This is a genomic window from Actinomadura graeca (assembly GCF_019175365.1).
GTDB lineage: Bacteria > Actinomycetota > Actinomycetes > Streptosporangiales > Streptosporangiaceae > Spirillospora > Spirillospora graeca.
This window is the reverse complement of record NZ_CP059572.1, coordinates 6824728-6849185: the sequence shown is the minus strand read 5'-3', so window position 1 is coordinate 6849185 and position 24458 is coordinate 6824728. Positions and strand designations below refer to the sequence as shown.

The window sequence follows — 24458 nt, the reverse complement described above, 5'->3', positions numbered from 1 at the left end:
GCTGCTTCACTCTGATGCTCCGCCCCACCGTCCGCCGCCGACACGGAAGGGAGATCGACGATCTATACAGGCAGTGACAGAGACGGCAACGAAGGTGCGCCCGGAACGCCCCGAGACCGGTCCGGCCAGGGCGGGAGGCCGGCTCCCGGCCCCGGGGGCGTTACGATTCCCGCCGTGAGTCCCGAAAGCCAGGCATCCGAGGCACTCCCGTCCCGACGCCGCCGCACCCCCCGTGGCGGACGCCACCGCGGCGACGAGTCCTTCCTGCTGCCCCCCGGATCCCCCACGCTGGTCCTCGCCGTCCCCGGCCCCGCGAGGCGGGCCGGCGCCGAGATCGCCGTCGAACTCGCCCGGCTCGTCGAGATCGAGCACACCGGCCAGCCCGCCTACGTCGGGCACGTGGAAGGCGCCGAGGCCGGCCTGCCCGCCGTCCTCGCCGGCCTCCGCCAGGAACGGCCCGACGAACCCGCCGCGGTCGTCGTCCCCCTGTCCACCGGCCCCGACCCGGCCCTGGAGAACGCCGTCCGCGCCGCCGTCGCCGCGGCCCCCGTGCACGTGGTCGCCGCCGAACCCCTCGGCCCCCACCCCCTCATCGCCGAGGCCCTCCACGACCGCCTCGCCGACGCCGGCCTCGCCCGCGCCGACCGCATCAGGATGATGACGATGGTCACCGGCGCGTCCGGCTTCGTCGTCGGCACCCCCGGAGACGCCGCCGCCGTCCGGCAGGCCGAGGTCACCAGCGTGCTCCTCGCCTCCCGCCTCGCCGCCCCCGTCTTCACCGCCCCCCTCGCCGACGAGGCCGCCGTCAAGGCCGCCGCCGACCAGCTGCGCGCCGCCGGCGCCGCCGCGGTCGCCATCGCCCCCCACCTCATCGGCCCCGAACCCGAATGGCGCTACGTCGCCCCCGCCGCGGCCCTCATCGGCGCCGCCCACGCCGCCCCGCTCGGCGCCCACCCCGCCCTGGCCCGCCTGGCAGCCCTCCGCTACGTGGAAGCCCTCGCAACAGCACTGGCGGATTGACCCGCCGGGGTTCGGGCTGGCGGAGGTGGCGTTCACATTTTCAGGTGGGGGCCTCGATGGCCGGTGGGGCGTGGCCGGGCGTCAGGTGGTGAGTTGCTGGACGAGGTGGCCCATCTGGTCGCCCAGACTTCTGTGGACGGTCCCCCCAGGTGGACGGCGATGACGGCGTCGAAACTCGCCCGCGGTCATGTTCTTGAACGACCTGTCGCGCAGGCGCAGTTCCAACATCCTGTCTCCTCACCCATCGACCGACACAGTGCCACCAGCCGGCCGAATCCCGCTCGGTCGCGGGCCCGGACGGGCTCACCCGGCGCACGCTGCAACTTCCCGAGAAAGTTGCGGCAAATGCCGCATTTCACCGGCAATCCGCGTAGTGTCCACACCCATCGCGGCATCCCCCGCCGCTGCGATGGAGCACGGAGGTCCGGTCTCGATGAGCCCTGCCGACGCGATCTCGTCCTACCCCCGCCCGTACCGCGTCGTCCAGTGGGCGACCGGGGCGTTCGGCCGCCGGGTGATCCGGGGCGTCCTGGACCATCCCGGCCTGGAGCTGGCCGGTGTCTGGGTGCACACCGCCGCCAAGGACGGCGTGGACGCGGGCACGCTCGCCGGGCGCGGGCCCGCCGGGGTGACCGCCACCCGGGAGCTGGCCTGCATCCTCGACCTGGACGCCGACTGCGTCGTCTACGCGCCCGGCCCCGCCGGGGACCCGTACGGCGACCTCGACACGGTCTGCGCCCTGCTGTCGTCGGGCAAGAACGTCATCTCGATGAACGGGCTGGTCTACCCGCAGGCGCACGACCCGTTCGTGGTGAACGAGCTGGAGCAGGCGTGCAAGCGCGGCGGCGTGTCCGTGCACGGCAGCGGGATCAACCGGGGTTTCATGGCGGACGTGCTGCCGCTGATGCTGTCGCGGCTGTCCCGCAAGATCAGCCACGTCTACGCGCGGGAGTGCACCGACCTGGCCCGGCACCCGTCCTGGCCGCTGGTCCACGACATGATCGGGTTCGGCCGGGACGAGGAGTCCTACCTGCGCGGGCTGCGGCCCGCCCGCAGCGCCATGCGCGCGCTGTACTCCGAGAGCCTGCACCTCATGGCGGCCGGGCTGCGCGTCGACGTGGACGAGGTGGACGTGGACGTCGACCACCGGCTCGCCGGCGCCGACCTGCCCATCGCGGCGGGCGTGGTCCCGCGCGGCACCGTCGCCGCGGCGCGGTGGACGTGCAGCGCCCTCGCCGGCGGGCTCCCGGTGATCACGATCGAGGCGATCCACAAGGCGGACGCCTCGCGCACGCCCGATTGGGGGACGCCCGGGTACGCGATCCGGATCTGCGGCCGCCCGTCCCTCGCGCTGACGACCGGCGAGGACTGGATCACCGACCCGCTGTCGGCCGCGGCGGCGCACGTGCTCAACTCGATCCCGGTGGTGTGCTCCGCGGAGCCCGGCATCCGTACCTATCTGGACCTGCCGCTCGTCAGTGGGCGCATGGACCTCGACCACTAGCGGTCACGCGGAGGGGCCGCCCGACGGGCCGCCCTGGGCCGGGATCGCGGAGGACACGGTCTGCTCCAGGGCGGGGTCGGCGTTCTCCGCGGCCTCGTCCCGGGCCTCCCTGCGGTGCTTGCGGACGCTCCACACGATGAGGGCGATGACCGCGGCCACCGCCAGCCCGATCGCGAGGCCGCGCCCGGCGAGCTTGGCGGCGTGGTCGAACGCCTCGCCCGCGAAGTAGCCGCCGAGCGTGAACGTGAGCACCCAGGTGACGCCGCCGATCACGTTGAACACCAGGAACTTCGGATAGGGCAGCCGGGCACTGCCCACCAGGGCGGGCATGAGCGCCCGCAGCAGCGCGGTGAACCGCCCGATGAACACGGCGAACGCGCCCCGGCGGCGGATGAGGTCCTGCGCCTTGCCGACCTTGGCCCGGTGCTTGCTCATCGCCCGGGTCTCCAGCAGGCGCGTCCCGTACTTGCGGCCGATCTCGTAGCCGACCGAGTCGCCGGTGACGGCCGCCACCACCGAGATGATCAGCAGCAGCGGCAGCGAGAGCTTGTCCTGGCTGGCCAGGACACCGCCGACCACGATCGCGGTCTCACCCGGGAAGACGAAGCCGAAGAACAGCGCCGCCTCGGCGAACACCAGGCCGGCGATGATCAGGTAGATCAAGGCCGGCGGCAGCCCGTCCACCAGGGCGTTGAAGTTCTCGAGCATGCGTCTCCCGCCACCTGTCGCCGCCGTCGTCCGCCAAAGCTACAGACGGTCATCGTAGCCGCGGGGTTCCCGCACCGGATCCACCGAACGGACGACCATCCGGTGACGCCTGAGGAGGAGCCCGTGTGGGTCAGCCCATGCGGAGCAGCATCAATGCGGCCCCCGCGAGCAGGAGCGCGGCGCCCGCGTAGGCCAGTGCGCCGCCGAGGCGCCACGAGGGCCTGCTCTCCTCCTCGGGCTCGTCCTCCGCGATGGCGAGCAGGAGCCTTTCGGCCACGTCGGCGGGCATGCGGCGCGCCGGGTCCTTGACGAGTAGCCTCTCCAGGACGGGACGAAGGGGCCCGGCGTGCTCCGGGATGTGCGGCTCCTCGGTCAGCACGGCCCCGAGCACCGACACCGGGTCGTCCCGCTGGAACGGCGCGCGGCCCGTGACGGCGGTAAGGAGCGTCACGCCCAGCGCCCACAGGTCCGATGCCGGGACGGCGGGCAGCCCCTGGATCCGCTCGGGGGCGATGTAGGCGGGCGACCCCGGCAGCGTCCCCGTCTGCGTCAGGCTCGCGTCGCCCTCGATGACGGCGATCCCGAAGTCGGTGAGGACCGCGCGGTCACCCCGCGCGAGCAGGACGTTCCCCGGCTTGACGTCCCGGTGCAGGATCCCGGCCGCGTGCGCGGCGCCGAGGGCCCCGGCGAGCCTGGCCCCGATCCGCGCGGCCCGCCCGGCGTCGAGCGGGCCGTCGCGGGCGACCGTCTCCCGCAGCGACAGGGCCGGGACGAGCTCCATCACCACCCACGGCCGCCCGCCCTCCTCCACGACGTCGAACACCGTGACCACGCCCGGATGCGACAGGCGCGCCGCCGACCGCGCCTCGCGGATCGCCCGCCAGGGCAGGACGCGGCGCCCGTCCTCGTCCAGCCCCGGCGGGGGGACGATCTCCTTGACCGCCACGTCGCGCTCCAGGAGGCCGTCCCGCGCGCGCCACACGACGCCCATGCCGCCGCGGCCGAGCTCGTCGAGCAGCCGGTACCGGCCGGCGACCGTCCGTCCCGCTCCTGACACGCCGGGCACTTCGTCCACCGTCACACCCGTTGTTCGTCGGCAAGGGCGCCGCGGATTGCCGCGGGAGCCGGGGAAGTTCAGATCCCGTCGCATCCCGTCGTTATGCTGGCGCACCTCCACAAGATCCCCACAACAGGACACGAGAGGCCAGCCGACCATGCGCAGCCAGTTCTTCGGAAACATCGACCAGGGCCAGCAGTTGCCCGGTCACTTCGCGCTCCAGAACTCCAAGATGCTCCGGATCCACCTCAACGGGGACGTCCTGGCCCGGCAGGGATCCATGGTGGCCTTCCAGGGCCAGATGGACTTCGACTACGAGGGCTCCGGCGGCATCGGCAAGTTCATGAAGAAGGCCCTGACGGGCGAGGGCGTCCCGCTCATGCGCGTCAAGGGGCAGGGCCTGCTGTTCGTCGCCAACGACGCCGACGACATCCACCTGTTCTACCTGGAGAACGAGGGGATCACCGTCAACGGCAAGAACATCCTCGCCTACGACTCGACCCTCCAGTCCGACATCCAGCGGGTCCAGGGCGCGGGCATCGCCGCGGGCGGCCTGTTCAACACGACCCTCCAGGGCAGCGGCTGGGTGGCGCTCACCACACACGGCACGCCCGTCATGCTGGACTGCGGGCGCGCGCCCACTTTCGCGGACGGTCAGTCCGCCGTCGCGTGGAGCACCGGCCTCCAGGTGGGCGTCAACCGGACGTTCAAGGCCGGGGCCCTGATCGGCCGCGGCAGCGGCGAGGCGATGCAGCTGGCCTATCAGGGGCAGGGTTTCGTCCTGGTCCAGGCCAGCGAGGGACCGACCGTGCCCGCGCACAGCCACTGATGTCCCCTGGGCCGTCGATCGGCTCGAACCCCCGGCCTCGCGGCCGGGGGGTTTGGGGTGTGGTCAGCCCAGTTGGACATGATGAGGTTCAAGTACGAGTAGCCTTGACTAGTCTCAGAACTCACCTGCGAGCTGCGGAAGAGGGCGATCTCCGCCGTGTCGACAGAGTCGTCGCAAACTAGTGCCGACCCAAAGATCACAGACTTCGGTGCCAACGAGTGGCTGGTCGACGAGCTGTACCAGAAGTACCTCGAGGACCCGAACTCGGTTGACGAGGCCTGGTGGAACTTCTTCGCGGACTACCAGCCGGACACCCGGCCGTCGTCCGTGACCACCCCGGCCACCGAAGGAGCGGCCACGAAGGCCGCCAACGGCACCGCGGCCGCTCCGCCGACACCCAAGCAGCCACCGGTCTCGCCGCCGAAGGCGCCGGCGAACACCGGATCCCAGCCCGCCCCCCGGGCCGAGTCCAGGCCCGCGCCGCCTCCGGTGCCCGCGGGCGCCGAGGAGGTCCGGCTGCGCGGCGTCGCGGCGCGGACGGCCACCAACATGGAGGCCAGCCTCGGCGTGCCGACGGCGACGAGCGTGCGCGCCGTCCCGGCGAAGCTGCTGATCGACAACCGCATCGTCATCAACAACCACCTCAAGCGCGGCCGCGGGGGGAAGGTCTCCTTCACCCACCTGATCGGGTATGCGATCGTCAAGGCGCTCGCGGCGATGCCGGAGATGAACGCCGCGTTCACCGAGGTGGACGGCAAGCCGGTGCTGGTCAGGCCGGAGCACGTCAACTTCGGCCTCGCGATCGACCTGCAGAAGGCGGACGGGCAGCGGCAGCTGGTGGTGCCGAGCGTCAAGGCCGCCGAGACGCTGGACTTCCGCCAGTTCTGGGCGGCCTACGAGGAGATCGTCCGCAAGGCGCGCGGCAACAAGCTGACGCTGGAGGACTTCCAGGGCACCACGATCAGCCTGACGAACCCGGGCACGATCGGCACCGTCCACTCGGTGCCGCGGCTCATGCCGGGCCAGGGCACGATCATCGGCGTGGGCGCGATGGAGTACCCCGCCGAGTTCGCCGGCGCGTCCAGCGACACGCTGTCGCGGATGGGGATCAGCAAGGTCATGACGCTGACCTCCACCTACGACCACCGGATCATCCAGGGCGCGCAGTCCGGCGACTTCCTGCGCCGCATCCACGAGCTGCTGCTCGGCGAGGACGGCTTCTACGACGAGATCTTCGAGGCCCTGCGCATCCCGTACGAGCCGGTGCGCTGGGTCAAGGACATCTCCGCGACGCACGAGGACGACGTCGCCAAGGTCGCCCGGGTGCACGAGCTGATCCACGCCTACCGGGTCCGGGGCCACCTGATGGCCGACACCGACCCGCTGGAGTACAAGCAGCGCCGCCACCCCGACCTGGACATCCTCAAGCACGGCCTCACCCTGTGGGACCTGGAGCGCGAGTTCGCGACGGGCGGGTTCGGCGGCAAGCCGACCATGAAGCTGCGCGACATCCTCGGCGTGCTGCGGATGGCCTACTGCCGGACGGTCGGCATCGAGTACATGCACATCCAGGACCCCGAGGAGCGGGCCTGGATCCAGGAGCGCGTCGAGGTCCCGCACGACAAGCCGTCGCGCGAGGAGCAGCTGCACGTCCTGCGGCGGCTGAACAGCGCCGAGGCGTTCGAGACGTTCCTGCAGACGAAGTTCGTCGGGCAGAAGCGGTTCTCGCTGGAGGGCGGCGAGTCCGTCATCCCGCTGCTGGACTCGGTGATCTCCGCGGCGGCGGCCGCGAGCCTGGACGAGGTCGTCATCGGCATGGCGCACCGCGGCCGGCTGAACGTCCTCGCCAACATCGTCGGCAAGTCCTACGGGCAGATCTTCGGCGAGTTCGAGGGGAACCTCGACCCGCGCAGCGCGCAGGGCTCGGGGGACGTCAAGTACCACCTGGGCGCCTCGGGCGACTTCATCGCCGGCGACGGATCCAAGATCCACACCGAGCTGGTGGCGAACCCCTCGCACCTGGAGACGGTCGACCCGGTCCTGGAGGGCGTCGTCCGCGCCAAGCAGGACCTCCTGGACGTCGGCGAGGCCGGGTTCAGTGTGCTGCCCGTCCTGATCCACGGTGACGCGGCGTTCGCCGGGCAGGGCGTGGTCGCCGAGACGCTGAACCTGTCGCAGCTGCGCGGCTACCGCACCGGCGGCACCGTGCACGTCGTGATCAACAACCAGGTGGGCTTCACCACGGCCCCCGAGTACTCGCGCTCCAGCGTCTACTCGACGGACGTGGCCCGGATGATCCAGGCGCCGATCTTCCATGTCAACGGCGACGACCCCGAGGCGTGCGCGCGGGTGGCGCGGCTGGCGTTCGAGTACCGGCAGACGTTCAAGAAGGACGTCGTCATCGACATGGTCTGCTACCGGCGGCGGGGCCACAACGAGTCCGACAACCCCTCCTTCACCCAGCCGCTGATGTACGACCTGATCGACGCCAAGCGCTCGGTGCGCAAGCTGTACACCGAGGCGCTGATCGGGCGCGGCGACATCACGGTGGAGGAGGCCGAGCAGGCGCTCCGCGACTACCAGGAGCAGCTGGAGCGGGCGTTCACCGAGACCCGCGAGGCGGTGAAGAAGCCGCTCGAACCGGGGTCGGTGGTCAAGCCGGACGTCGAGGAGAGCATCCCGATCGACCACGGCAAGGCCGGGTCGGCGATCTCGCAGGAGACCGTCAAGCGGATCATCGAGTCCCAGGTCAGCCTGCCGGAGGGCTTCGAGGTCCACCCGCGGCTCAAGCCGATCCTCCAGCGCCGGGCCCAGATGATCGAGGAGGACGCGATCGACTGGGCGACCGGCGAGCTGCTGGCGCTGGGCTCCCTGCTGATCGACGGCCACCCGGTGCGGCTCGTCGGGCAGGACACCCGCCGCGGCACGTTCGGGCAGCGGCACTCGGTGCTGGTCGACCGCAAGACGGGCGAGGAGTACACGCCGCTCAAGCAGTTCGGGCAGGGCGTGTCGAAGTTCTACGTGCACGACTCGCTGCTCAGCGAGTACGCGGCGATGGGCTTCGAGTACGGCTACTCCATGACCCGCCCGGACGCGCTGGTGGCGTGGGAGGCGCAGTTCGGCGACTTCGCGAACGGCGCCCAGTCGATCATGGACGAGTACATCTCGTCGGGCGAGCAGAAGTGGGGCCAGCACTCCAGCGTCGTGCTGCTGCTGCCGCACGGGTACGAGGGCCAGGGCCCCGACCACTCGTCCGCGCGGATCGAGCGCTACCTGCAGCTGTGCGCGCAGGACAACATGACCGTGGTCTACCCGACCACCCCGGCGAACTACTTCCACCTGCTGCGCTGGCAGGTGCTGTCGGGGCGCGGCAAGCCGCTGATCGTGTTCACGCCGAAGCAGCTGCTGCGGCTGAAGGCGGCCACCTCGACGGTCGCGCAGATCACCGGCGGCGCGTTCCAGCCGATCATCCCCGAGAGCGCCCCGGCGGTCGACCCGGCGGGCGTGCGGCGGGTGCTGCTCACCACCGGCAAGATCTACTACGAGGTGGTCAAGGCCCGGGACGCCGCGGGGGCGAACGACACCGCCGTGATCCGGGTGGAGCGGCTGTACCCGCCGCCGGTGGACGAGATCAAGGCGGAGCTGGCGAAGTACCCGGGCCACACGGAGGTCGTGTGGGTCCAGGACGAGCCCGCCAACATGGGCGCCTGGCCGTTCATGGCGCTGAAGCTGCCGCACCACATCGAGGGCCTGAGGCTGTCGCGGGTGTCGCGCCCGGCGTCCTCGTCCCCCGCGGTGGGGTCGGCGAAGCTGCATCAGGCCGAGCAGGAGGCCCTCCTGGCCCGCCTGTTCGGCGAGGGGTAACGCACACGGTCGAGGGCCCCGGCGCGCGCCGGGGCCCTCGGCGTCCTGGAAAGAGAACGCCATGTACTTCACCGATCGGGGCATCGAGGAGCTCACCGACCGCCGCGGGGCGGAGGAGGTCAGCCTCACCTGGCTGGCCGAGCGGCTCCGCGAGTTCGTCGACCTGAACCCCGAGTTCGAGACGCCGGTGGAACGGCTCGCCACCTGGCTCGCCCGCCTCGACGACGAGGACGACTGACCCCCGTCCCCGCGTCAACGCGATACATCTTGACTTTCCCCGGTCGCGACATATCGTGTTACAGGTCAGGGGCGTACGACCGAAGGGCGGCACGATGTCACGCTGGACGATCGCCGAGCCGACCGCTCTCGACTTCGACGGGGTGGTCGCGCTGCGGGCCACGCTGATCGCGGGGAGCGTCTCGGTGCTCGCCTCGGACGAGCGGCCGTCCATCATGGTCGGCGAGGTGGAGGGGCCGCCGCTGGTGGTCGGCCACGAGGCGGGGATGCTGACGGTCACCCACGAGCGGCTCTGGGAGGGCGTGCTGAGCTGGCTGCGCACCCAGCGGTGCCGCGCGTCGATCACCGTGACCGTCCCGCACGACTGCCCCGTCTCGCTCAACCTGGTGTCGGCGGACGCCCTGATCACCGGGATGACGGCGCGCACGTCCATCAAGAGCGCCTCGGGCGAGGTGACCCTGGACGGGGTGCTCGGCGCGGTCGACGCCAACACCGTGTCCGGCGCGATCGAGGCGCAGGGGCTGGACGGGACGGTGTCGTTCACCTCGGTGTCGGGCGACCTGTCGATCGCGGGCGGCTCGGTCGAGCGGCTGGCGGCCCGCACCGTCAGCGGCCGGATCGCCGCGGACGTCGACCTGGTCGGCGACTCCCGCGTCGACGTGAACACGGTCTCCGGGGAGGTCGCGCTGCGCATCCCCGGGTCCGCGGGCGCGCAGGTCTCGCTGAACTCCGCCGCGGGGCGCATCGAGACGTCCTTCCCCGGGCTCGGCCGGCTGGAGCGGCCCGTCATCGCCGGCCTGAGCGGTGAGCTCGGCGACGGCACGGGGCGGCTCACGGTCAACACGGTGTCCGGCTCCATCACCCTCCTCGGACGCGAGGACGAGGAGCCGGAGATCACCACACCCCGAATGGAGAAGTGAGTTGAGCCCCGTTTTCGGCCACGGCCGCCTGCGGCTGTACCTGCTGAAGCTGCTGGAGGAGAGCCCGCGGCACGGCTACGAGGTGATCCGGCTGCTCCAGGACCGGTTCCTCGGGGTGTACTCGCCGTCTCCCGGGACGATCTACCCGCGGCTGGCCCGGCTGGAGTCGGAGGGGCTGGTCACCCATGAGGTGATCAGGGGCAAGAAGGTCTACTCGCTCACCGACAAGGGCCGCGACGAGCTGGAGCGGCGGATGGACGAGCTGGCCGAGCTGGAGGAGGAGATCACCGCGTCGGCGCAGGAGTTCGCGCGGGGCGTCCAGCAGGACGTCCGGCAGACGGTCCGGTCGCTGCGCGAGGAGCTCACCCAGGCCGCCCGGGAGATGCGCGAGGAGGGCAAGGCCACCTCCAAGGAGGCGTGGAAGGAGACCGGCGAGCGCCAGAAGGAGGAGTGGCGGCGGCAGAAGGACCACTGGCGCGAGCAGAAGCAGGCGTGGAAGGAGGAGTGGCGCCAGAACTGGGAGGACGCCTGGAAGACGGCGACCGGCACCAGCCATGACATCGAGCGGCTCAAGCTGGAGCGCCTGCTGCGCAAGTTCGTCGAGGACGTCCGCAAGGGCGCCAAGAAGGCCCGCCTCGACGAGGAGGGCCTCGCCTCCTGCGAGGCGCTCCTGCGGGAGACCCGGGAGCGGCTCAGGGACGAGATCTTCCGCAAGGACCGCAGGGACTGACCCGTCCGGGAGGGGTGGACGCGGGCCGCGGGAGCGGTCAACGCGGGCCGTGGCCGCCGCGACGGCCCGCGCGGCCGTCTCAGGGCGTGAAGACGATCTTGCCGAAGAGGTCCCCGTCCGCCATCGCGGCGAAGCCCTCACGGGCGCGGGAGAGCGGCAGCGTCCGGTCGATCGGCGGCCGCACGCCCGTCTTGACCAGGAACCGCGCGAGCCGTTCGAGCTGCGCGCGCGTCCCCATCGTCGAGCCGACGACCTGGAGCTGGAGGAAGAACACCCGGTTCAGCTCCGCGGGCGGCACCGCGCCGCTGGTGGCGCCCGACACCACGATCCGCCCGCCCGGCCGCAGCGACTTCAGCGAGTGGGACCAGGTCGCCTCGCCGACCGTCTCGATCACGGCGTCCACCCGCTCGGGCAGCCGCGCGCCGGGCTCCAGCGCCACGTCCGCCCCGAGTTCCCCGGCCCGCGTGCGCTTGGCCTCGCTGCGGCTCGTCGCGTAGACGCGGAACCCGGCCGCCGACGCCAGCGCGATCGCCGCCGTGGCCACTCCCCCGCCCGCGCCCTGCACCAGGACGGACCCGCCGGGCTCCAGCCCGGACTTGCCGAACAGCATCCGGTACGCGGTGAGCCACGCCGTCGGCAGGCAGGCCGCCTCCTCGAACGACAGCTCCGCCGGCTTCGGGACGAGGTTGCGGCGCGGCACGGCCACCCTCTCCGCGAGCGTCCCCGGATGGTGCTCCGACAGCAGCGTCCGCTTGGGGTCGAGGGTCTCGTCGCCGCCGCCCCGGGCGGGGTCGCCGACGACCGCGTGGACGATGACCTCGTTGCCGTCCTCGTCCACGCCCGCCGCGTCGCAGCCGAGGATCATCGGGAGCCGCTCGGCGGGCAGCCCGACGCCCCTGAGCGACCACAGGTCGTGGTGGTTGAGCGCGGCGGCCCGCACCGTGACGGTCGTCCACCCGTCCGGGACCTCGGGATCGGGCACCTCACCGGCGGTGAGCCCGGTCAGCGGCTGGTCTGCGTCGAATTGCGAAACCGTGACAGCGAACATGCCGCCACCCTAGGTCCCGCCCGTCCGCCGCAACCACGCCGCCCCACCCGACCGCGGCCCGGCCCTCACCCCGCATCCCGGGGGCGATGTGCGGCCGGGGTCCACCGCCGCGGCGGCGAACCCCGACCGGACCGACTCCGCGGATTCTCGCGGCTTCAGCGCAGTATCGCGGCCGCCCCATTCCCCGTCATCGGCGAGGCATTTCATCCGCGGCCGCGGCGCAGGCGGTCAGGCGGGCCGCGTGTTGAGCCGCTGGTCGGCGGAATTGTTGCACCGCCACTGAATGTACGGGGCGTTGTTCGCCTTGCTGCCGCCCTTGATGCTCAGGCACTTGTTGCTGTGGTGCGCGACCATCCGCATGTTGCTGACCTGGATGTTCCGGAACAGCTGGTCCCCCGCGCCGTTGCAGATCCACTGGATGACCCGCGCCCCGTCGCGCTTGGATCCGCCGGAGACCGACAGGCACCGGGCACTGTGCCTGACCTGGAGGGAGGAGCCACCCGAAACGTTGACGATCCGCCACTGCTGGTTCTGCCTCCCGACGCAGGTGTACTGGTTGACCACGGCGCCGTCCGCGGTGCTGGCGCCGGAGACCGTGATGCACTTCCCGCTGTGCTTGGCGACCAGATAGCGGAAGCCGGGAGCGTTGGCGACGGGTACCGCGCGAACATTTCCGAAGACGCCTGAGGCGAGCGCCTGAACGGCGTCCCCTTCACCGGAGGGTGCGGCTGCATGCGCGGATCCCCCCACTCCGGCGATCGACGCTGAGACGGACACCGCGATCACGGAGAGGGCCTTTGCCGCACTTAAGATCTTCATGACCGTGAACGTAACAGAGGGGTATTTGCGAGTCAATGAATTTATAAAGAGGATCCGATCCGCGGGGAATCAGACAACGGCGCCGAAAACTCCTGGGCGTCCACCGCAGAAAGGGCGACCCCGGCCGGTCGCCGGAGCCGCCCCGCGGATTCTTGGACGGTCCAAAATGTCGTTACAGCACCTTGGACAGGAAGTTCCTCGTCCGCTCGTTCTGCGGGTTGGCGAGGACCTCGCGTGGGGCGCCCCGCTCCACCACGACGCCGTCGTCCATGAAGACCAGCGAGTCGCCGACCTCACGGGCGAAGCCCATCTCGTGGGTGACCACCAGCATGGTCATGCCGTCCAGGGCGAGCTGCTTCATGACCTCCAGCACCTCGCCGACCAGCTCCGGGTCGAGCGCCGAGGTCGGCTCGTCGAACAGCATCAGCGCCGGCTCCATCGCCAGGGCCCGCGCGATCGCGACCCGCTGCTGCTGCCCGCCGGACAGCTGCGCCGGGTAGTTCCGCGCCTTCTCGCTCAGCCCGACGCGGTCCAGCAGCGCGAGGGCACGCTCCCTGACCTGGTCCTTGGGCTGCTTCTTCACCCAGACCGGTGCCCCCATGACGTTCTCCAGCACCGTCTTGTGGGGGAACAGGTTGAAGCGCTGGAACACCATGCCGATCTCGCGGCGCTGCGCGGCGACCTCGCGGTCGCGCAGCTCGTACAGCCGCCCGCCGCGCTCGCGGTAGCCGACCAGGTGGCCGTTCACCCACAGCCGTCCCGCGTTGATCTTCTCCAGGTGGTTGATGCAGCGCAGGAAGGTGGACTTCCCCGACCCGGACGGGCCGACGACGCACATCACCTCGCCCTGCCGCACCTCCAGGTCGATGCCCTTGAGCACCTCCAGCCGGCCGAAGGACTTGTGCACGCCCTCGGCCCTCACCATCGGCCCGCCGCCCTCGGGCGCGGGCACCTTCGCCAGCGGATCGCCCACCGCGTCCTCATCTCCGGTCACTGGCCGCCACCCCCGCCGCGCAGCCGGAGCAGCGGCCCGCGCGCCCGCGACTCCCTGCCGACGCCCCGGCTGAAGTGGCGTTCCAGGTAGTACTGGCCCACCATCAGGACCGACGACAGCAGCAGGTACCACAGGCACGCCATGACCAGCATCGGAATGATCTTGTAGGTGCTGGCGTAGATGGTCTGCGCGGTGAACGTCAGCTCCGAGAACGGGATGGCCGCGACCAGCGAGGTGTTCTTCATCATCGAGAGCACCTCGTTGCCGGTCGGCGGGACGATGACCCGCATCGCCTGCGGCAGCACGATCCGTCCCATGGTCTGCATCCGGGACATGCCGAGGGCGCCCGCCGCCTCCTGCTGGCCCTCGTCCACCGACAGGATCCCGGCCCGGATGATCTCCGCCATGTAGGCGGCCTCGTTGAGGATCAGCCCGAGGCCCGCCGCGAGCATCGGCGAGACGAGCGCCTGCGTCTTCCAGGTGTGGAACTCCGGCCCGAACGGGATGCCGACGCCGAGGGTCGGGAACAGCGAGCCGATGGCACCCCAGATCAGCAGCTGCGTGTAGAGCGGCGTGCCGCGGAAGAACCACAGGTAGAACCACGAGGCACCGCTCAGCAGCGGATTGGCCGACAGCCGCATCAGCGCGAGGACGGTGCCGAGCAGCATCCCCCCGGCCATCGCGGCGACGGTGAGCAGGATCGTGTTGCGGACGCCCTTGAGCACGGCGCTGGAGGTGATGTACTTGCCCTGCTCCGACCATTCCAGCGCGTCGCTGGTCAGCAGGAAGTGGACGAACATCGCGACCAGCACCAGGACGACCGCCGCCGCCACCCAGCGCCCCGGATGGCGGACGGGGACGGCCTTGATCGCCTCGGGCCGTCCCCGGCCGGCGTCGCTGTCGATCGTCATGGCTCAGCTCTGCGCGGCGTTGACCGCCGGATCGGTGATCGCTCCGCTCTCCACGCCGTTCTCCTCCAGGATCTTCTTGTAGGTGCCGTCGGCCATCAGCGCCTTGAGCGCGGCGAGGACGGCGTCCCTGAGCTGCCCGGAGGACTTGCCGAACGCGTAACCGTACGGCGCGGTGTCGTAGACCTGCCCGATGATCTCCAGCTTGCCGGTCTTCTTCACCGCGCCGCCGACGATCGGCGAGTCGGCGGCCATGGCGTCGACCTTCCCGGCGACCAGGTCGTTGTTGACCTCGGTCTGCTGCTTGCGGACGACCGGCTTGACGGGCGGCTTGCCCGCGTCGGCGCACTTCTTGCTGCGCGCCTTCAGGTCGTCCACCTGCACGGTGCCCTGCTGGACCCCGATGCTCTTGCCACAGGCGTCGTCGGGGTTGACGCCCTTGGGGTTGCCCTTGAGGGTGGCCCAGGCCGTCCCGGCGGTGTAGTAGCTGACGAAGTCGACGACCTTCTCCCGCTCCTTGTTGTCGGTGAAGGACGAGACCCCCGCCTCGTACTTGCCGGACTGGACGCCCGGGATGATCGTGTCGAAGCCCGCGTTGTGGTACTCGGTCTTCAGGCCGAGCTTGGCCGCGATGGCGTCGAACAGATCGACGTCCCATCCGACGATCTTCTGCGATCCGGGGTCGACGCTCTCGTTGGGCGGGTACGACGCGTCCGTGCCGATCGAGATCTTGCCGTCGCTCTTGATCGAGGCCGGGACCATGGCCGCGAGCTTGGCGTCCGCACTCGCCTTCGGGACGGACGAGCCCGAGTCGTCGCCGTCGCCGCACGCGGACAGGGCGAGGACGCCGGTCAGCGCGAGCGCGCTCGCCGTGAGGGCACGGCGGCGCAGAGAACCGGTGGTCACTGGTCCCCCTCCAGATGGTTTCGTCGGATCCGTAGTGGTTCGTACTGATCCGTAGGTCAGATGCACATCTTGGCGCACACCGGCCCGTTCCGGATTAAGGGTCCGACACGATCGGACAACGAGGTAACCCCGGGACAGTGCGCCTACCTCGACATTCCCCACAACCGGCCATTGATCCGCCACGCACCGTCAGCGGGCGGGCGACGGCCGCCCCCACCGCCGCCCCCGGGCCGCTTAAGGGCCGTGTGGCACAATCGGACAACGGGTGACCCCCGTACGTCGCGAGATGCCCGACCCGGTGATCAGGCCACCAGACCGTCACCACCGCGGCGGCATCGCCCGAAGGCACACTCTCACCGACAGGGGTCGCTGTGGCTGCTGAGCCCATTCCCAACGAACCGCCGAGACTCGACGACGATCCGGCCTTCCCGCTGCACCGCGGCGGGAAGCTGGAGATGCGGTCGACGATCCCCGTCCGCAACAAGGACGATCTCTCCCTCGCCTACACGCCGGGCGTCGCGCGGGTCTGCACCGCCATCGCCGAGAACCCGGACCTGGTCCACGACTACACCTGGACGTCCAAGGTCGTCGCGGTCGTCACCGACGGCACCGCCGTGCTCGGGCTCGGCGACATCGGCCCGGCCGCCTCGATGCCGGTCATGGAGGGCAAGTCCCTGCTGTTCAAGGAGTTCGCGGACGTCGACTCGGTGCCGATCGCGCTCGGCTGCACCGGCGTGGACGAGATCGTCGACACGGTCGTCCGGATGGCCCCGAGCTTCGGCGGCATCAACCTGGAGGACATCAGCGCTCCCCGCTGCTTCGAGATCGAGGACCGGCTGCGCGCCGAGCTCGACATCCCCGTCTTCCACGACGACCAGCACGGCACCGCGATCGTGGTGCTCGCCGCGCTCACCAACGCCGCGCGCCTGGTCGGCAGGCCCCTGGCGCAGCTGCGCGCCGTCGTGGCCGGCGCGGGCGCGTCCGGCATCGCGGTGTCGCGGATCCTCATCGAGGCCGGCATCGGCGACATCGCGCTGTCGGACAGCAAGGGGCTCATCTACGAGGGCCGCGACGGCCTCAACCCGGTCAAGGAGCGGATCGCCGCGGTCACCAACCGGTCGCGGCTGACCGGCTCCACCGAGGAGGCGCTGCGCGGCGCCGACGTGTTCATCGGGCTGTCCGGGAGCACCGTCCACGAGTCGTCGGTCGCCACCATGTCGCAGAACGCGATCGTGTTCGCGCTGTCCAACCCCACGCCGGAGGTGCATCCGGAGGTGGCCCGGCGGCACGCCAGGGTCGTGGCGACCGGGCGCAGCGACTACCCCAACCAGATCAACAACGTGCTGGCGTTCCCCGGCATCTTCCGCGGCGCGCTGGACGTCCGGGCCCATTCGATCACCGAGGGCATGAAGCTGGCCGCCGCGGGCGCCCTCGCCGGCATCGTCGGCGGCGACCTGTCGGCCGACTACGTGATCCCCGGCCCGTTCGACGACCGGGTCGCGCCCGCCGTGGCCGCCGCCGTGGCCACCCAGGCCCGCCGGGAAGGGGTCAATCGGATCTGATCCGGAGGACCAATGACGGGCCCGCGCCACCCGGCGCGGGCCTTTTCCCTGCCTGAGACTCCGAGCAATTCGGACACCGGACTGGCCAGTGACCCAAAGACGGTGTAATTCTCGTGTCGGGGGAATGACCCTGACGATTCGCCGATCGGGCCGGACTCTGTCGGGAGCGAATGTGGACCTCGCCTCTTACGCGGACCTGGCGGTCGATCTCGTGAACACGCAGCATCCCAGCCACGACCCGCTGCGCGATCTCGAAGGGCTGCAGGCCCTGCTGCTGCACCGCCCGCATCTCGGGGGACGGACGGCGCACCGCGATCTGGACGCCATGCGCGACCTGCGCGCCGAACTGCGCGCGATCTTCGTCTCCGCCGCGCGCGGGGACGCGGAGGACGCCATCGAGCGCCTCAACATCCTGCTCATCCAGCATCCCGTCCATCCGCAGATGACCCGCCACGACGGGCAGGACTGGCATCTGCACTTCAACGAGGGCGGCTCGATCCCCGACCGCGTCGCGGCCCGCACCGCGATGGGCCTCGCCGCGAAGATCGGCTCCCAGGGGATCGACCGGCTCGGCGTCTGCCGCGCCGAGGACTGCGGCCGGGTCTACTTCGACACGACCGCCAAGGGATCGCGCCGCTACTGCTCGGACCTGTGCGCGGGCCGTCCGAGCGTGACCGCCGCGTGCCACCCGAGCGCGCCGCGCGTGTCGGTCCCCAGGCGGCCGGCGCGGCGGAGCGGCCAGTAGCGGGCGGCGGCCCGTCCCACGACGAGCGCGTCAGGAACGGCACCGAAGTCCCAGCTGTCGCGGCGCCCCCGGGCGCCCTGGTTGTCGCTCTCCAGCCACCAGCCGACGCCCGCGCGGCGCGCCGCCCGCTTGACGATGAGCAGCTCCGGACGGCCCGGATGACGGGCGACGACGACGTCGCCCGGGGCGACCCGTCCTCCGACGCGCACGACGAGCCAGTCGCCGGGACGCAGCACGGGCAGCATCGAGTCGCCCGAGACCGCGACCGTCATGACCCGGCCGCGTGCCCTGACCAGCGCGAACAGCGCGCCCCCCAGCACGGCCAGCACCAGGCCGGCGAGTGCCGGGCGGCGTGGCCGGGCCGCTTCCATGGCCTCCCCTTTCCGCTACGTCCGCGTCGCATACTCCGGGGCCTCACGGCCATTACCCTCAGGAGGGTTCCGGGTCGCGCGGCAGCCCGGGTCTTAGGCCGAAATACCGAGCGCCCTGCCCGGACGGGCTTAAGGGCACAAGGGTAATGTCGGTGACCTGAGCATGATCCGAAACGAGGGAAGGGAATCGCAGGTGTTGCTCAAGCTTCTGCGTCCGAAGACCACGGTCTCCGCGCACTGCGACCTGCCGTGCGGTGTCTACGACCCGGCGCAGGCCCGGATCGAGGCCGAGTCGGTCAAGGCCATCGCCGAGAAGTACGCGGCCAATGAGGACCCCGAGTTCCGCGCGCGGGCGATCCTGATCAAGGAGCAGCGCTCCCAGCTGGTCAAGGAGCACCTGTGGGTGCTGTGGACGGACTACTTCAAGCCGCCGCACTTCGAGAAGTACCCGCAGCTGCACCAGCTGTTCAACGAGGCCACCAAGCTCGCCGGGGCGTCCGGTACCAAGGGCAGCCTGGACGTCAAGGTCGCCGAGGAGCTGCTGGGCAAGATCGCCGAGATCGACAAGATCTTCTGGGAGACCAAGCAGGCGTGACGCGGGCCGCGCAGACCGCGGGGGTCGTCCGGATTTCCGGACGGCCCCCGCGGCGTATTTGGGTCTAGGTCTACTGACATCTCACGACATGCATGGTCTTCTATGCGGCACATCCAGAGAGAGGATGATCCATGACCACACGGATCAAGCCCACGATGGCCGCGGTCACGCTCACCCTCGCGTGCCTGGTCGCCCCGGCGCCCTCCGCCACCGCCGACACCGCCGGCGTGCAGGACCGTTTCACCCCCGGCGCGCCCGGCGTCGGCGACCCGTACTTCCCCGAGGAGGGCAACGGCGGCTACGACGTCGGCCACTACGACCTCGCCCTCGACTACGACCCGGCGTCGAACGCGCTGGTCGCCACCGCCCGCATCAAGGCCCGCGCGACGCAGGACCTGTCGCGCTTCGACCTCGACCTCAAGCAGCTCACCGTCACCGGCGTCGAGGTGGACGGCAGGGCCGCCGCATTCACCCGCGCGGGCCAGGAGCTGATCGTCACGCCGCGGCGCGGCCTGCGCAAGGGCAAAACCTTCACCGTGACCGTCGCCTACGCGGGCACCCCGAAGCCCGCAGAGCGGCCCGACCTCGGCACGTTCGGGTGGATCAGGACCCCGGACGGCGCGTACGTGGTCTGCGAGCCCGACGGCGCGTCCACCTGGTTCCCGAGCAACGACCACCCGACCGACAAGGCCACCTACACCTACCGTGTCACGGTCCCGGAGGGCACCCAGGTGCTGTCCAACGGCGTGCCGGGCGGCGAGTGGACCCGGGGCGGCAAGTCCACGTTCGTCTGGAAGGAACGCTCCCCCATGGCGAGCTACCTCGCGATGCTGGCCATCGGGAAGTTCACCGTGCAGAAGGGCGAGACGGAAAGCGGCATCCCGGTCGTCACCGCCGTGGCCCCGAACCGCGCGGACGAGCTGAAGGGCATCCACGAGGGAACGATCCAGGCGATCGACTGGGAGGAGAAGGTCTTCGGCAGGTACCCGTTCGCGTCCACAGGCGGCATCCGCGTCGGCGTGGACGTGGCGTTCTCGCTGGAAACGCAGAGCCGCCCGATCTACGGCTACAAACCCGACACGGCGACGATCGTGCACGAGCTGGCGCACCAGTGGTTCGGCAACAGCGTCAGCCTGAGCCGCTGGAAGGACGTCTGGCTGAACGAGGGCTTCGCGACCTACGCCGAATGGCTCTGGGACGAGCAGCACGGCGGCCCGACCGTGAAGCAGACGTTCGACAACCTCTACGGCAAGGGCGACAACTGGCCGTACTACGACGAACTGTGGATCAAACGGCGGACCGGCGATCCCGGCACGGACGAGCTGTTCACGATCACCCCGTACTGGCGCGGCGGCCTGACCCTGCACGCCCTGCGCGAGCGCATCGGCGACAAGGCGTTCTTCGCGCTGATCAAGGTGTGGACGCGGGCGAACCGCGACGGCAACGTCACGACGGAGCAGTTCGTCGCGCTCGCGGAGCGCATTTCGCACCAGCAGCTCGACGGGCTGTTCAACGCCTGGCTCTACACCAAGGAGAAGCCCGCGACGTGGTGACGGACGCGGCCCGTCAGGCGCGGGCGGCCGCGGTGAGGGCGTCGCCGGTGAGCCGGTAGACGGTCCAGTCGTCCTGGGGACGGGCGCCGATCGCCTCGTAGAATCCGATGGCGGGCGCGTTCCAGTTCAGCACCGCCCACTCGACGCGCGCGTACCCACGCCGCTCGGCGACACGCGCCAGCCCGGTGAGCAGCGCCTTGCCGTACCCATGGCCGCGGACCGCCGGATCCACGTAGAGGTCCTCCAGATAGATGCCGTGGACGCCCTCCCACGTCGAGAAGCTGAGGAACCACAACGCGAACCCCACGACCGCGCCGTCGTGCTCCGCGACATGCGCGAAGACCTTGGGGTCGTCGCCGAACAGGCTCGCGCGCAGCTGCCCCTCGGTGGCCTTCACCTCGTGCAGGGAGCGCTCGTACTCCGCAAGATCACGGATCAGCCGCATGATCGCGGGGACGTCGTCAGGCGCAGCAGGTCGGATCACACACGCCAGGCTATGCGAGCGTGGCAGGTGGGACGCACGGGCCTCTCCGTGCAAATGAGGCGCCCCCGGGCGGGAGGTGGGCCCGGGGGCGCGCGGGGAGCGGCACCGCCGTGGACGGTACGGACATGGGCCGCCGGTCTAGGGGATCGGACAGGTCGCCATCACCGGATCGTCTACGATCCGGCTCCGGTAGACCGTGACAATACGGTAGTTCTCAGCGCTTGGTCCTTCTATTCGATCCAAGCCGTAGACATCACAGAAGACCACCAAATAGCCAGACAAGGCCACCCCCCAGCCCCGAACCGTTACCCAGGAGCGCGACAAACGGTACATCCACCCCAAACACAGCACGAACCACAACCGTCACGTCCCCCCGGACCACAGCCGCCGAAGGAGGGCCCCCAAGGCCCGACTTAAGGCAAACCCCCACCAGGACGCCGCGATCGCGTGCGGAGCCAGGCACGAGCGAAGCGAGGGCCTGATCGCGAAGCGAGCCCCAAGGCGAGCCGGAGCGATGCAGCGATCGCGCGTTGCCCGCCGAAGGAGGGCCCCAGGCCCGACTTAAGGCAAACCCCCACCAGGACGCCGCGATCGCGTGCGAAGCCAGGCACGAGCGAAGCGAGGGCCTGATCGCGAAGCGAGCCCCAAGGCGAGCCGAAGCGATGCAGCGATCGCCGCGCTGCCCGCCGAAGGAGGGCCCCCAAGGCCCGACGCCAAGGGCAACGCAAACAAACACAGCGTGCCGGAGTCTCGAAGCAGGCCCAGTAGGCGGTAGTTTCGGAAGCAGCAGGACCATCCTGCGAGGGAGTGACGTGACCGAGGAAACCGCTGCAATGCCGGCCAGTACACAGTTGTCCGTCCGCGACGTGGTGACCGTGAGGTTGCCCGCCGCGAGCGCCTACCTGTCCGTCCTGCGGACCGCCACCGCGGGTCTGGCGGCCAGGCTGGACTTCACGCTCGACGAGATCGAGGATCTGCGCATCGCGGTCGATGAGGCGTGCGCGATGCTGCTCGCCCAGGCCGTCCCCGGAACCGACCTGACCTGCGAGTTCGAGCTGACCGGGGATGCGATGCGCATCTCCGTGGCGGTGCTGACCGTGGACGGCCAGGAGCCCAGCCGCGACACGTTCGCCTGGACGGTCCTGTCGTCGCTGGCGGGCGAGGTCGACGCCCAGGTGGGTTCCGATGACCGGGTCACCGTGACGCTGCAGAAGCGGCGCGGTGCGGCGGGGGCCCCGTGACGGAGAAGACGACCATCGCCGGCGCCGGCAACGAGCGGTCCGAGAGCGCGGTACCGGACCGCGCGAGGGCCCGTGGGCTGTTCGAGCGCCTCGCCGAGCTGCCCGAGGGCGACCCGGAGCGCCAGCGCATCCGCGACCAGCTCGTGGAGCTGCACCTGCCCCTGGTGGAGTACCTCGCTCGCCGCTTCCGCAATCGCGGCGAGTGGCTGGACGACCTGATCCAGGTGGCGACGATCGGGCTGATCAAGTCGATCGACCGGTTCGATCTGGGGCGCGGGGTGGAGTTCTCCACCTACGCGACGCCCACCATCGTGGGCGAGATCAAGCGGCATTTCCGCGACAAGGGCTGGGCGGTGCGGGTGCCGCGCCGGCTGCAGGAGCTGAAGCTGTCGCTGACGAAGGCGATCAGCGACCTGGCCCAGCGGGAGGGGCGCGCCCCGACCGTCAGCGAGCTGGCCGCCCACCTTCAGATGAGCGAGGAGGAGGTGCTGGAGGGCCTGGAGTCGGCGAACGCCTACTCCACGGTCTCCCTGGACGCGCCGGACTCCGGTGACGAGGACGCCCCCGCGGTCGCCGACTCGCTCGGGATGGTGGACGAGTCGCTGGAGGGCGTGGAGTACCGCGAGTCCCTCAAGCCGCTGCTGGAGAAGCTCCCCGCGCGCGAGAAGAAGATCCTTCTGCTGCGCTTCTTCGGCAACATGACCCAGTCGCAGATCGCGGCCGAGCTCGGCATCTCCCAGATGCACGTGTCGCGGTTGCTCGCCCGGACCCTGGCGCAGCTGCGCGAGGGCCTCACCGCCGACGAGTGATCAGCCGGTGGAGCGCGGCCTCGTGCCCGCTCCATCGCCGTCTCGGCCGCCTTCGTCGCGGTCCGTACGGGCCGGGTCGTCGCCGGGGTCGTCGCCGGGGTCGTGGACGAGCCAGGCGGTGCTCGGCGGGCTGAGCACCGCGATCAGCGCGAGGACGGCGGCGACGCCCATCGGGACGGCGATCCCGGGGCGGTCGCTCTGCCACAGCGACCACGCGACCGGCAGCGCGAACAGCTGCGTCAGGACCGTGGGGGCCCGGCTCCACTGGTCCGCACGCAGGAGCCCCCGGGCGCAGCCCAGCATGGCGAGCCCGCCGACCAGGGCCAGGACGGTCACCCCGATGGCGCTGACGGGGTCGGCGGCGGTCCCGGCGGCGGTCTCCACGCCGGTGTACACCCCGAATCCGGCGGCCGCGGCGCCCTCCGCGGCTTCGAGGGCGGCGGCGGCGTACACGGTGATGGGACGCTTCGACACGTCCAGAACCCTACTCGGCGCCGGCGGAGGCCGGTGTCCGGACCCGCTGTGGGGAGAAGCTCCCGGGAACGGTCGATACGCTGGCGCCGTGCGCGCCATGCTCATCGCCAACCCCAAGGCGACCTCCACCTCCCGGCGGGCCCGCGATCTCCTCGCGCGGGCCTTCTCCGGCGATCTCGACCTCGTCATCGCCGAGACCTCCCATCGTGGCCACGCCACCGAGCTCGCGCGGCGGGCGGCGGCGGAGGAGTACGACGCGGTGATCGCGCTCGGCGGGGACGGGACCGTGAACGAGGCCGTCAACGGGCTGCTGGAGAAGGGCCCGTCGCCCGATCTGCCGGCCCTGGCGGTCCTGCCGATCGGCAGCGCGAACGTGTTCGCCCGGGCGCTCGGCCTGCCCGGCGACCCGGTCGGCGCGACCCGGGTGGTGCTGGACGCGCTGCGCGCGGGCCGGTACCGGACGGTCGGGCTCGGCACCGCCTGCCACCCGGGTGGCACGGAGCGCTACTTCACGTTCTGCGCCGGGGTGGGGCTGGACGCGGAGGTGGTGCGGGAGGTGGAGCGGCGCCGCGGCGCCGGCGCCAAGGCCGACCCGTCCCTCTATGTGCGCACCGCCGTCCGGCATTTCTTCTCCGGCACCGATCGGCGGCGCCCCGCGGTAACACTGGAAGTGCCCGGGCGGCCGCCGATATCCGGGCTCTTCCTCGCCTTCATCTCCAATACATCTCCGTGGACTTACATGGGTCCGCTGCCGGTGAATCCGAGCCCGAAGGCGAACTTCTCGCGGGGTCTCGACATCTTCGGGATGCGGTCGCTGGGCGTGGTGCCGACGGTGGAGGCGCTGGCCCGGATGCTGACCGCCCGGACCCGTCCCGTCCAGGGCCGTCACATGCTGAACCTGCACGACGTGGCGGAGGTCACGCTCCGCGCGGAACGTCCAGTGGCGTTCCAGTTGGACGGTGACTACCTCGGCGAACAGGAGCACATCACGTTCCGGTCGGTCCCGAAGGCGATACGCATCGTCATATGAGGCCGACCGATGCCTCCGTTAACATCAAAGCAACACGGGCGACCCACTGA

25 protein-coding genes are annotated in these 24458 nt (G+C 70.8%); 14 read left to right on the top strand and 11 right to left on the bottom strand.

Annotation, left to right across the window (positions count from 1 at the left end; translation table 11 throughout):
- Positions 1 to 174: 174 nt before the first annotated feature.
- Positions 175 to 1020, top strand: coding sequence for a sirohydrochlorin chelatase family protein (locus AGRA3207_RS39965; RefSeq protein ID WP_273699959.1), 846 nt, complete (start codon positions 175 to 177; stop codon positions 1018 to 1020).
- 81 nt (positions 1021 to 1101) lie between these two features.
- On the opposite strand, the gene AGRA3207_RS30400 is transcribed toward AGRA3207_RS39965, so the two are convergent.
- Positions 1102 to 1248, bottom strand: a complete 147-nt coding sequence (locus AGRA3207_RS30400; RefSeq protein ID WP_231336537.1) for a hypothetical protein — start codon at positions 1246 to 1248, stop codon at positions 1102 to 1104.
- 205 nt (positions 1249 to 1453) lie between these two features.
- On the opposite strand from AGRA3207_RS30400, the gene AGRA3207_RS30395 reads away from it, so the two are divergent.
- Positions 1454 to 2524: an NAD(P)H-dependent amine dehydrogenase family protein gene (locus tag AGRA3207_RS30395; RefSeq protein WP_231330566.1), complete on the top strand. Its 1071-nt coding sequence runs from the start codon at positions 1454 to 1456 to the stop codon at positions 2522 to 2524.
- Between the two features lie 3 nt (positions 2525 to 2527).
- Here the strand turns inward: AGRA3207_RS30395 and AGRA3207_RS30390 are convergent, their stop codons facing one another.
- A complete protein-coding gene (locus AGRA3207_RS30390) occupies positions 2528 to 3232 on the bottom strand; it encodes a DedA family protein (protein WP_231330565.1) in 705 nt (234 codons plus the stop codon).
- 130 nt (positions 3233 to 3362) lie between these two features.
- Positions 3363 to 4307 (bottom strand): serine/threonine-protein kinase, encoded by a 945-nt coding sequence (locus AGRA3207_RS30385; protein ID WP_231330564.1) that lies wholly within the window; start codon positions 4305 to 4307, stop codon positions 3363 to 3365.
- 139 nt (positions 4308 to 4446) lie between these two features.
- Here AGRA3207_RS30385 and AGRA3207_RS30380 point away from each other — a divergent pair, with 139 nt between their 5' ends.
- The 5 genes from AGRA3207_RS30380 to AGRA3207_RS30360 all read left to right on the top strand — a co-directional run bounded on the left by AGRA3207_RS30380 (position 4447) and on the right by AGRA3207_RS30360 (position 10869).
- Complete coding sequence (locus AGRA3207_RS30380) at positions 4447 to 5118, top strand: AIM24 family protein (protein WP_231330563.1); 672 nt, start codon at positions 4447 to 4449, stop codon at positions 5116 to 5118.
- A gap of 156 nt (positions 5119 to 5274) precedes the next feature.
- On the top strand, positions 5275 to 8982 hold the full coding sequence (locus AGRA3207_RS30375) for a multifunctional oxoglutarate decarboxylase/oxoglutarate dehydrogenase thiamine pyrophosphate-binding subunit/dihydrolipoyllysine-residue succinyltransferase subunit (protein ID WP_231330562.1): 3708 nt from the start codon (positions 5275 to 5277) through the stop codon (positions 8980 to 8982).
- Between the two features lie 61 nt (positions 8983 to 9043).
- Complete coding sequence (locus AGRA3207_RS30370) at positions 9044 to 9220, top strand: DUF6104 family protein (RefSeq protein ID WP_231330561.1); 177 nt, start codon at positions 9044 to 9046, stop codon at positions 9218 to 9220.
- A gap of 94 nt (positions 9221 to 9314) precedes the next feature.
- Complete coding sequence (locus AGRA3207_RS30365; protein ID WP_231330560.1) at positions 9315 to 10139, top strand: DUF4097 family beta strand repeat-containing protein; 825 nt, start codon at positions 9315 to 9317, stop codon at positions 10137 to 10139.
- Between the two features lies 1 nt (position 10140).
- A complete protein-coding gene (locus AGRA3207_RS30360; protein WP_231330559.1) occupies positions 10141 to 10869 on the top strand; it encodes a PadR family transcriptional regulator in 729 nt (242 codons plus the stop codon).
- A gap of 79 nt (positions 10870 to 10948) precedes the next feature.
- Here AGRA3207_RS30360 and AGRA3207_RS30355 read toward each other — a convergent pair whose 3' ends face one another.
- From AGRA3207_RS30355 to AGRA3207_RS30335, 5 genes are all read right to left on the bottom strand, one after another.
- Positions 10949 to 11917, bottom strand: a complete 969-nt coding sequence (locus AGRA3207_RS30355) for a zinc-binding dehydrogenase (protein ID WP_231330558.1) — start codon at positions 11915 to 11917, stop codon at positions 10949 to 10951.
- Between the two features lie 228 nt (positions 11918 to 12145).
- Positions 12146 to 12736 (bottom strand): RICIN domain-containing protein, encoded by a 591-nt coding sequence (locus AGRA3207_RS30350; RefSeq protein WP_231330557.1) that lies wholly within the window; start codon positions 12734 to 12736, stop codon positions 12146 to 12148.
- Between the two features lie 172 nt (positions 12737 to 12908).
- Complete coding sequence (locus AGRA3207_RS30345; RefSeq protein ID WP_231336439.1) at positions 12909 to 13661, bottom strand: amino acid ABC transporter ATP-binding protein; 753 nt, start codon at positions 13659 to 13661, stop codon at positions 12909 to 12911.
- Between the two features lie 65 nt (positions 13662 to 13726).
- Entirely contained in the window at positions 13727 to 14641 is a 915-nt protein-coding gene (locus AGRA3207_RS30340) for an amino acid ABC transporter permease (RefSeq protein WP_231330556.1), read from the bottom strand.
- 3 nt (positions 14642 to 14644) lie between these two features.
- Complete coding sequence (locus AGRA3207_RS30335; RefSeq protein WP_231330555.1) at positions 14645 to 15544, bottom strand: ABC transporter substrate-binding protein; 900 nt, start codon at positions 15542 to 15544, stop codon at positions 14645 to 14647.
- Positions 15545 to 15915: 371 nt separating this feature from the next.
- Between AGRA3207_RS30335 and AGRA3207_RS30330 the strand changes: the two genes are divergently transcribed.
- Together AGRA3207_RS30330 and AGRA3207_RS30325 are read left to right on the top strand one after the other, a co-directional pair.
- Positions 15916 to 17106: an NAD(P)-dependent malic enzyme gene (locus AGRA3207_RS30330; protein ID WP_231330554.1), complete on the top strand. Its 1191-nt coding sequence runs from the start codon at positions 15916 to 15918 to the stop codon at positions 17104 to 17106.
- 172 nt (positions 17107 to 17278) lie between these two features.
- Positions 17279 to 17851: a CGNR zinc finger domain-containing protein gene (locus AGRA3207_RS30325; protein WP_231330553.1), complete on the top strand. Its 573-nt coding sequence runs from the start codon at positions 17279 to 17281 to the stop codon at positions 17849 to 17851.
- Here the strand turns inward: AGRA3207_RS30325 and AGRA3207_RS30320 are convergent.
- The gene (locus AGRA3207_RS30320) at positions 17743 to 18222 is read right to left on the bottom strand and encodes a S24 family peptidase (protein WP_231330552.1); all 480 of its coding nucleotides are present in this window, start codon (positions 18220 to 18222) and stop codon (positions 17743 to 17745) included. The genes AGRA3207_RS30325 and AGRA3207_RS30320 overlap by 109 nt on opposite strands.
- Positions 18223 to 18415: 193 nt before the next feature.
- On the opposite strand from AGRA3207_RS30320, the gene sodN reads away from it, so the two are divergent.
- The gene (gene sodN, locus AGRA3207_RS30315) at positions 18416 to 18817 is read left to right on the top strand and encodes a superoxide dismutase, Ni (protein ID WP_231330551.1); all 402 of its coding nucleotides are present in this window, start codon (positions 18416 to 18418) and stop codon (positions 18815 to 18817) included.
- Positions 18818 to 18948: 131 nt separating this feature from the next.
- Positions 18949 to 20370: a M1 family metallopeptidase gene (locus tag AGRA3207_RS30310; RefSeq protein ID WP_231330550.1), complete on the top strand. Its 1422-nt coding sequence runs from the start codon at positions 18949 to 18951 to the stop codon at positions 20368 to 20370.
- Positions 20371 to 20383: 13 nt separating this feature from the next.
- Here the strand turns inward: AGRA3207_RS30310 and AGRA3207_RS30305 are convergent, their stop codons facing one another.
- Positions 20384 to 20854, bottom strand: a complete 471-nt coding sequence (locus AGRA3207_RS30305; RefSeq protein ID WP_231330549.1) for a GNAT family N-acetyltransferase — start codon at positions 20852 to 20854, stop codon at positions 20384 to 20386.
- Positions 20855 to 21666: 812 nt separating this feature from the next.
- Between AGRA3207_RS30305 and AGRA3207_RS30300 the strand changes: the two genes are divergently transcribed.
- Together AGRA3207_RS30300 and AGRA3207_RS30295 are read left to right on the top strand one after the other, a co-directional pair.
- On the top strand, positions 21667 to 22095 hold the full coding sequence (locus AGRA3207_RS30300; protein WP_231330548.1) for an ATP-binding protein: 429 nt from the start codon (positions 21667 to 21669) through the stop codon (positions 22093 to 22095).
- The gene (locus AGRA3207_RS30295; protein WP_231330547.1) at positions 22092 to 22904 is read left to right on the top strand and encodes an RNA polymerase sigma factor SigF; all 813 of its coding nucleotides are present in this window, start codon (positions 22092 to 22094) and stop codon (positions 22902 to 22904) included. The genes AGRA3207_RS30300 and AGRA3207_RS30295 overlap by 4 nt, the downstream gene beginning before the upstream one ends.
- On the opposite strand, the gene AGRA3207_RS30290 is transcribed toward AGRA3207_RS30295, so the two are convergent.
- The gene (locus tag AGRA3207_RS30290; RefSeq protein ID WP_231330546.1) at positions 22905 to 23378 is read right to left on the bottom strand and encodes a hypothetical protein; all 474 of its coding nucleotides are present in this window, start codon (positions 23376 to 23378) and stop codon (positions 22905 to 22907) included.
- 88 nt (positions 23379 to 23466) lie between these two features.
- Here AGRA3207_RS30290 and AGRA3207_RS30285 point away from each other — a divergent pair, with 88 nt between their 5' ends.
- Positions 23467 to 24408 (top strand): diacylglycerol/lipid kinase family protein, encoded by a 942-nt coding sequence (locus AGRA3207_RS30285; RefSeq protein WP_231330545.1) that lies wholly within the window; start codon positions 23467 to 23469, stop codon positions 24406 to 24408.
- Positions 24409 to 24458: the final 50 nt, after the last annotated feature.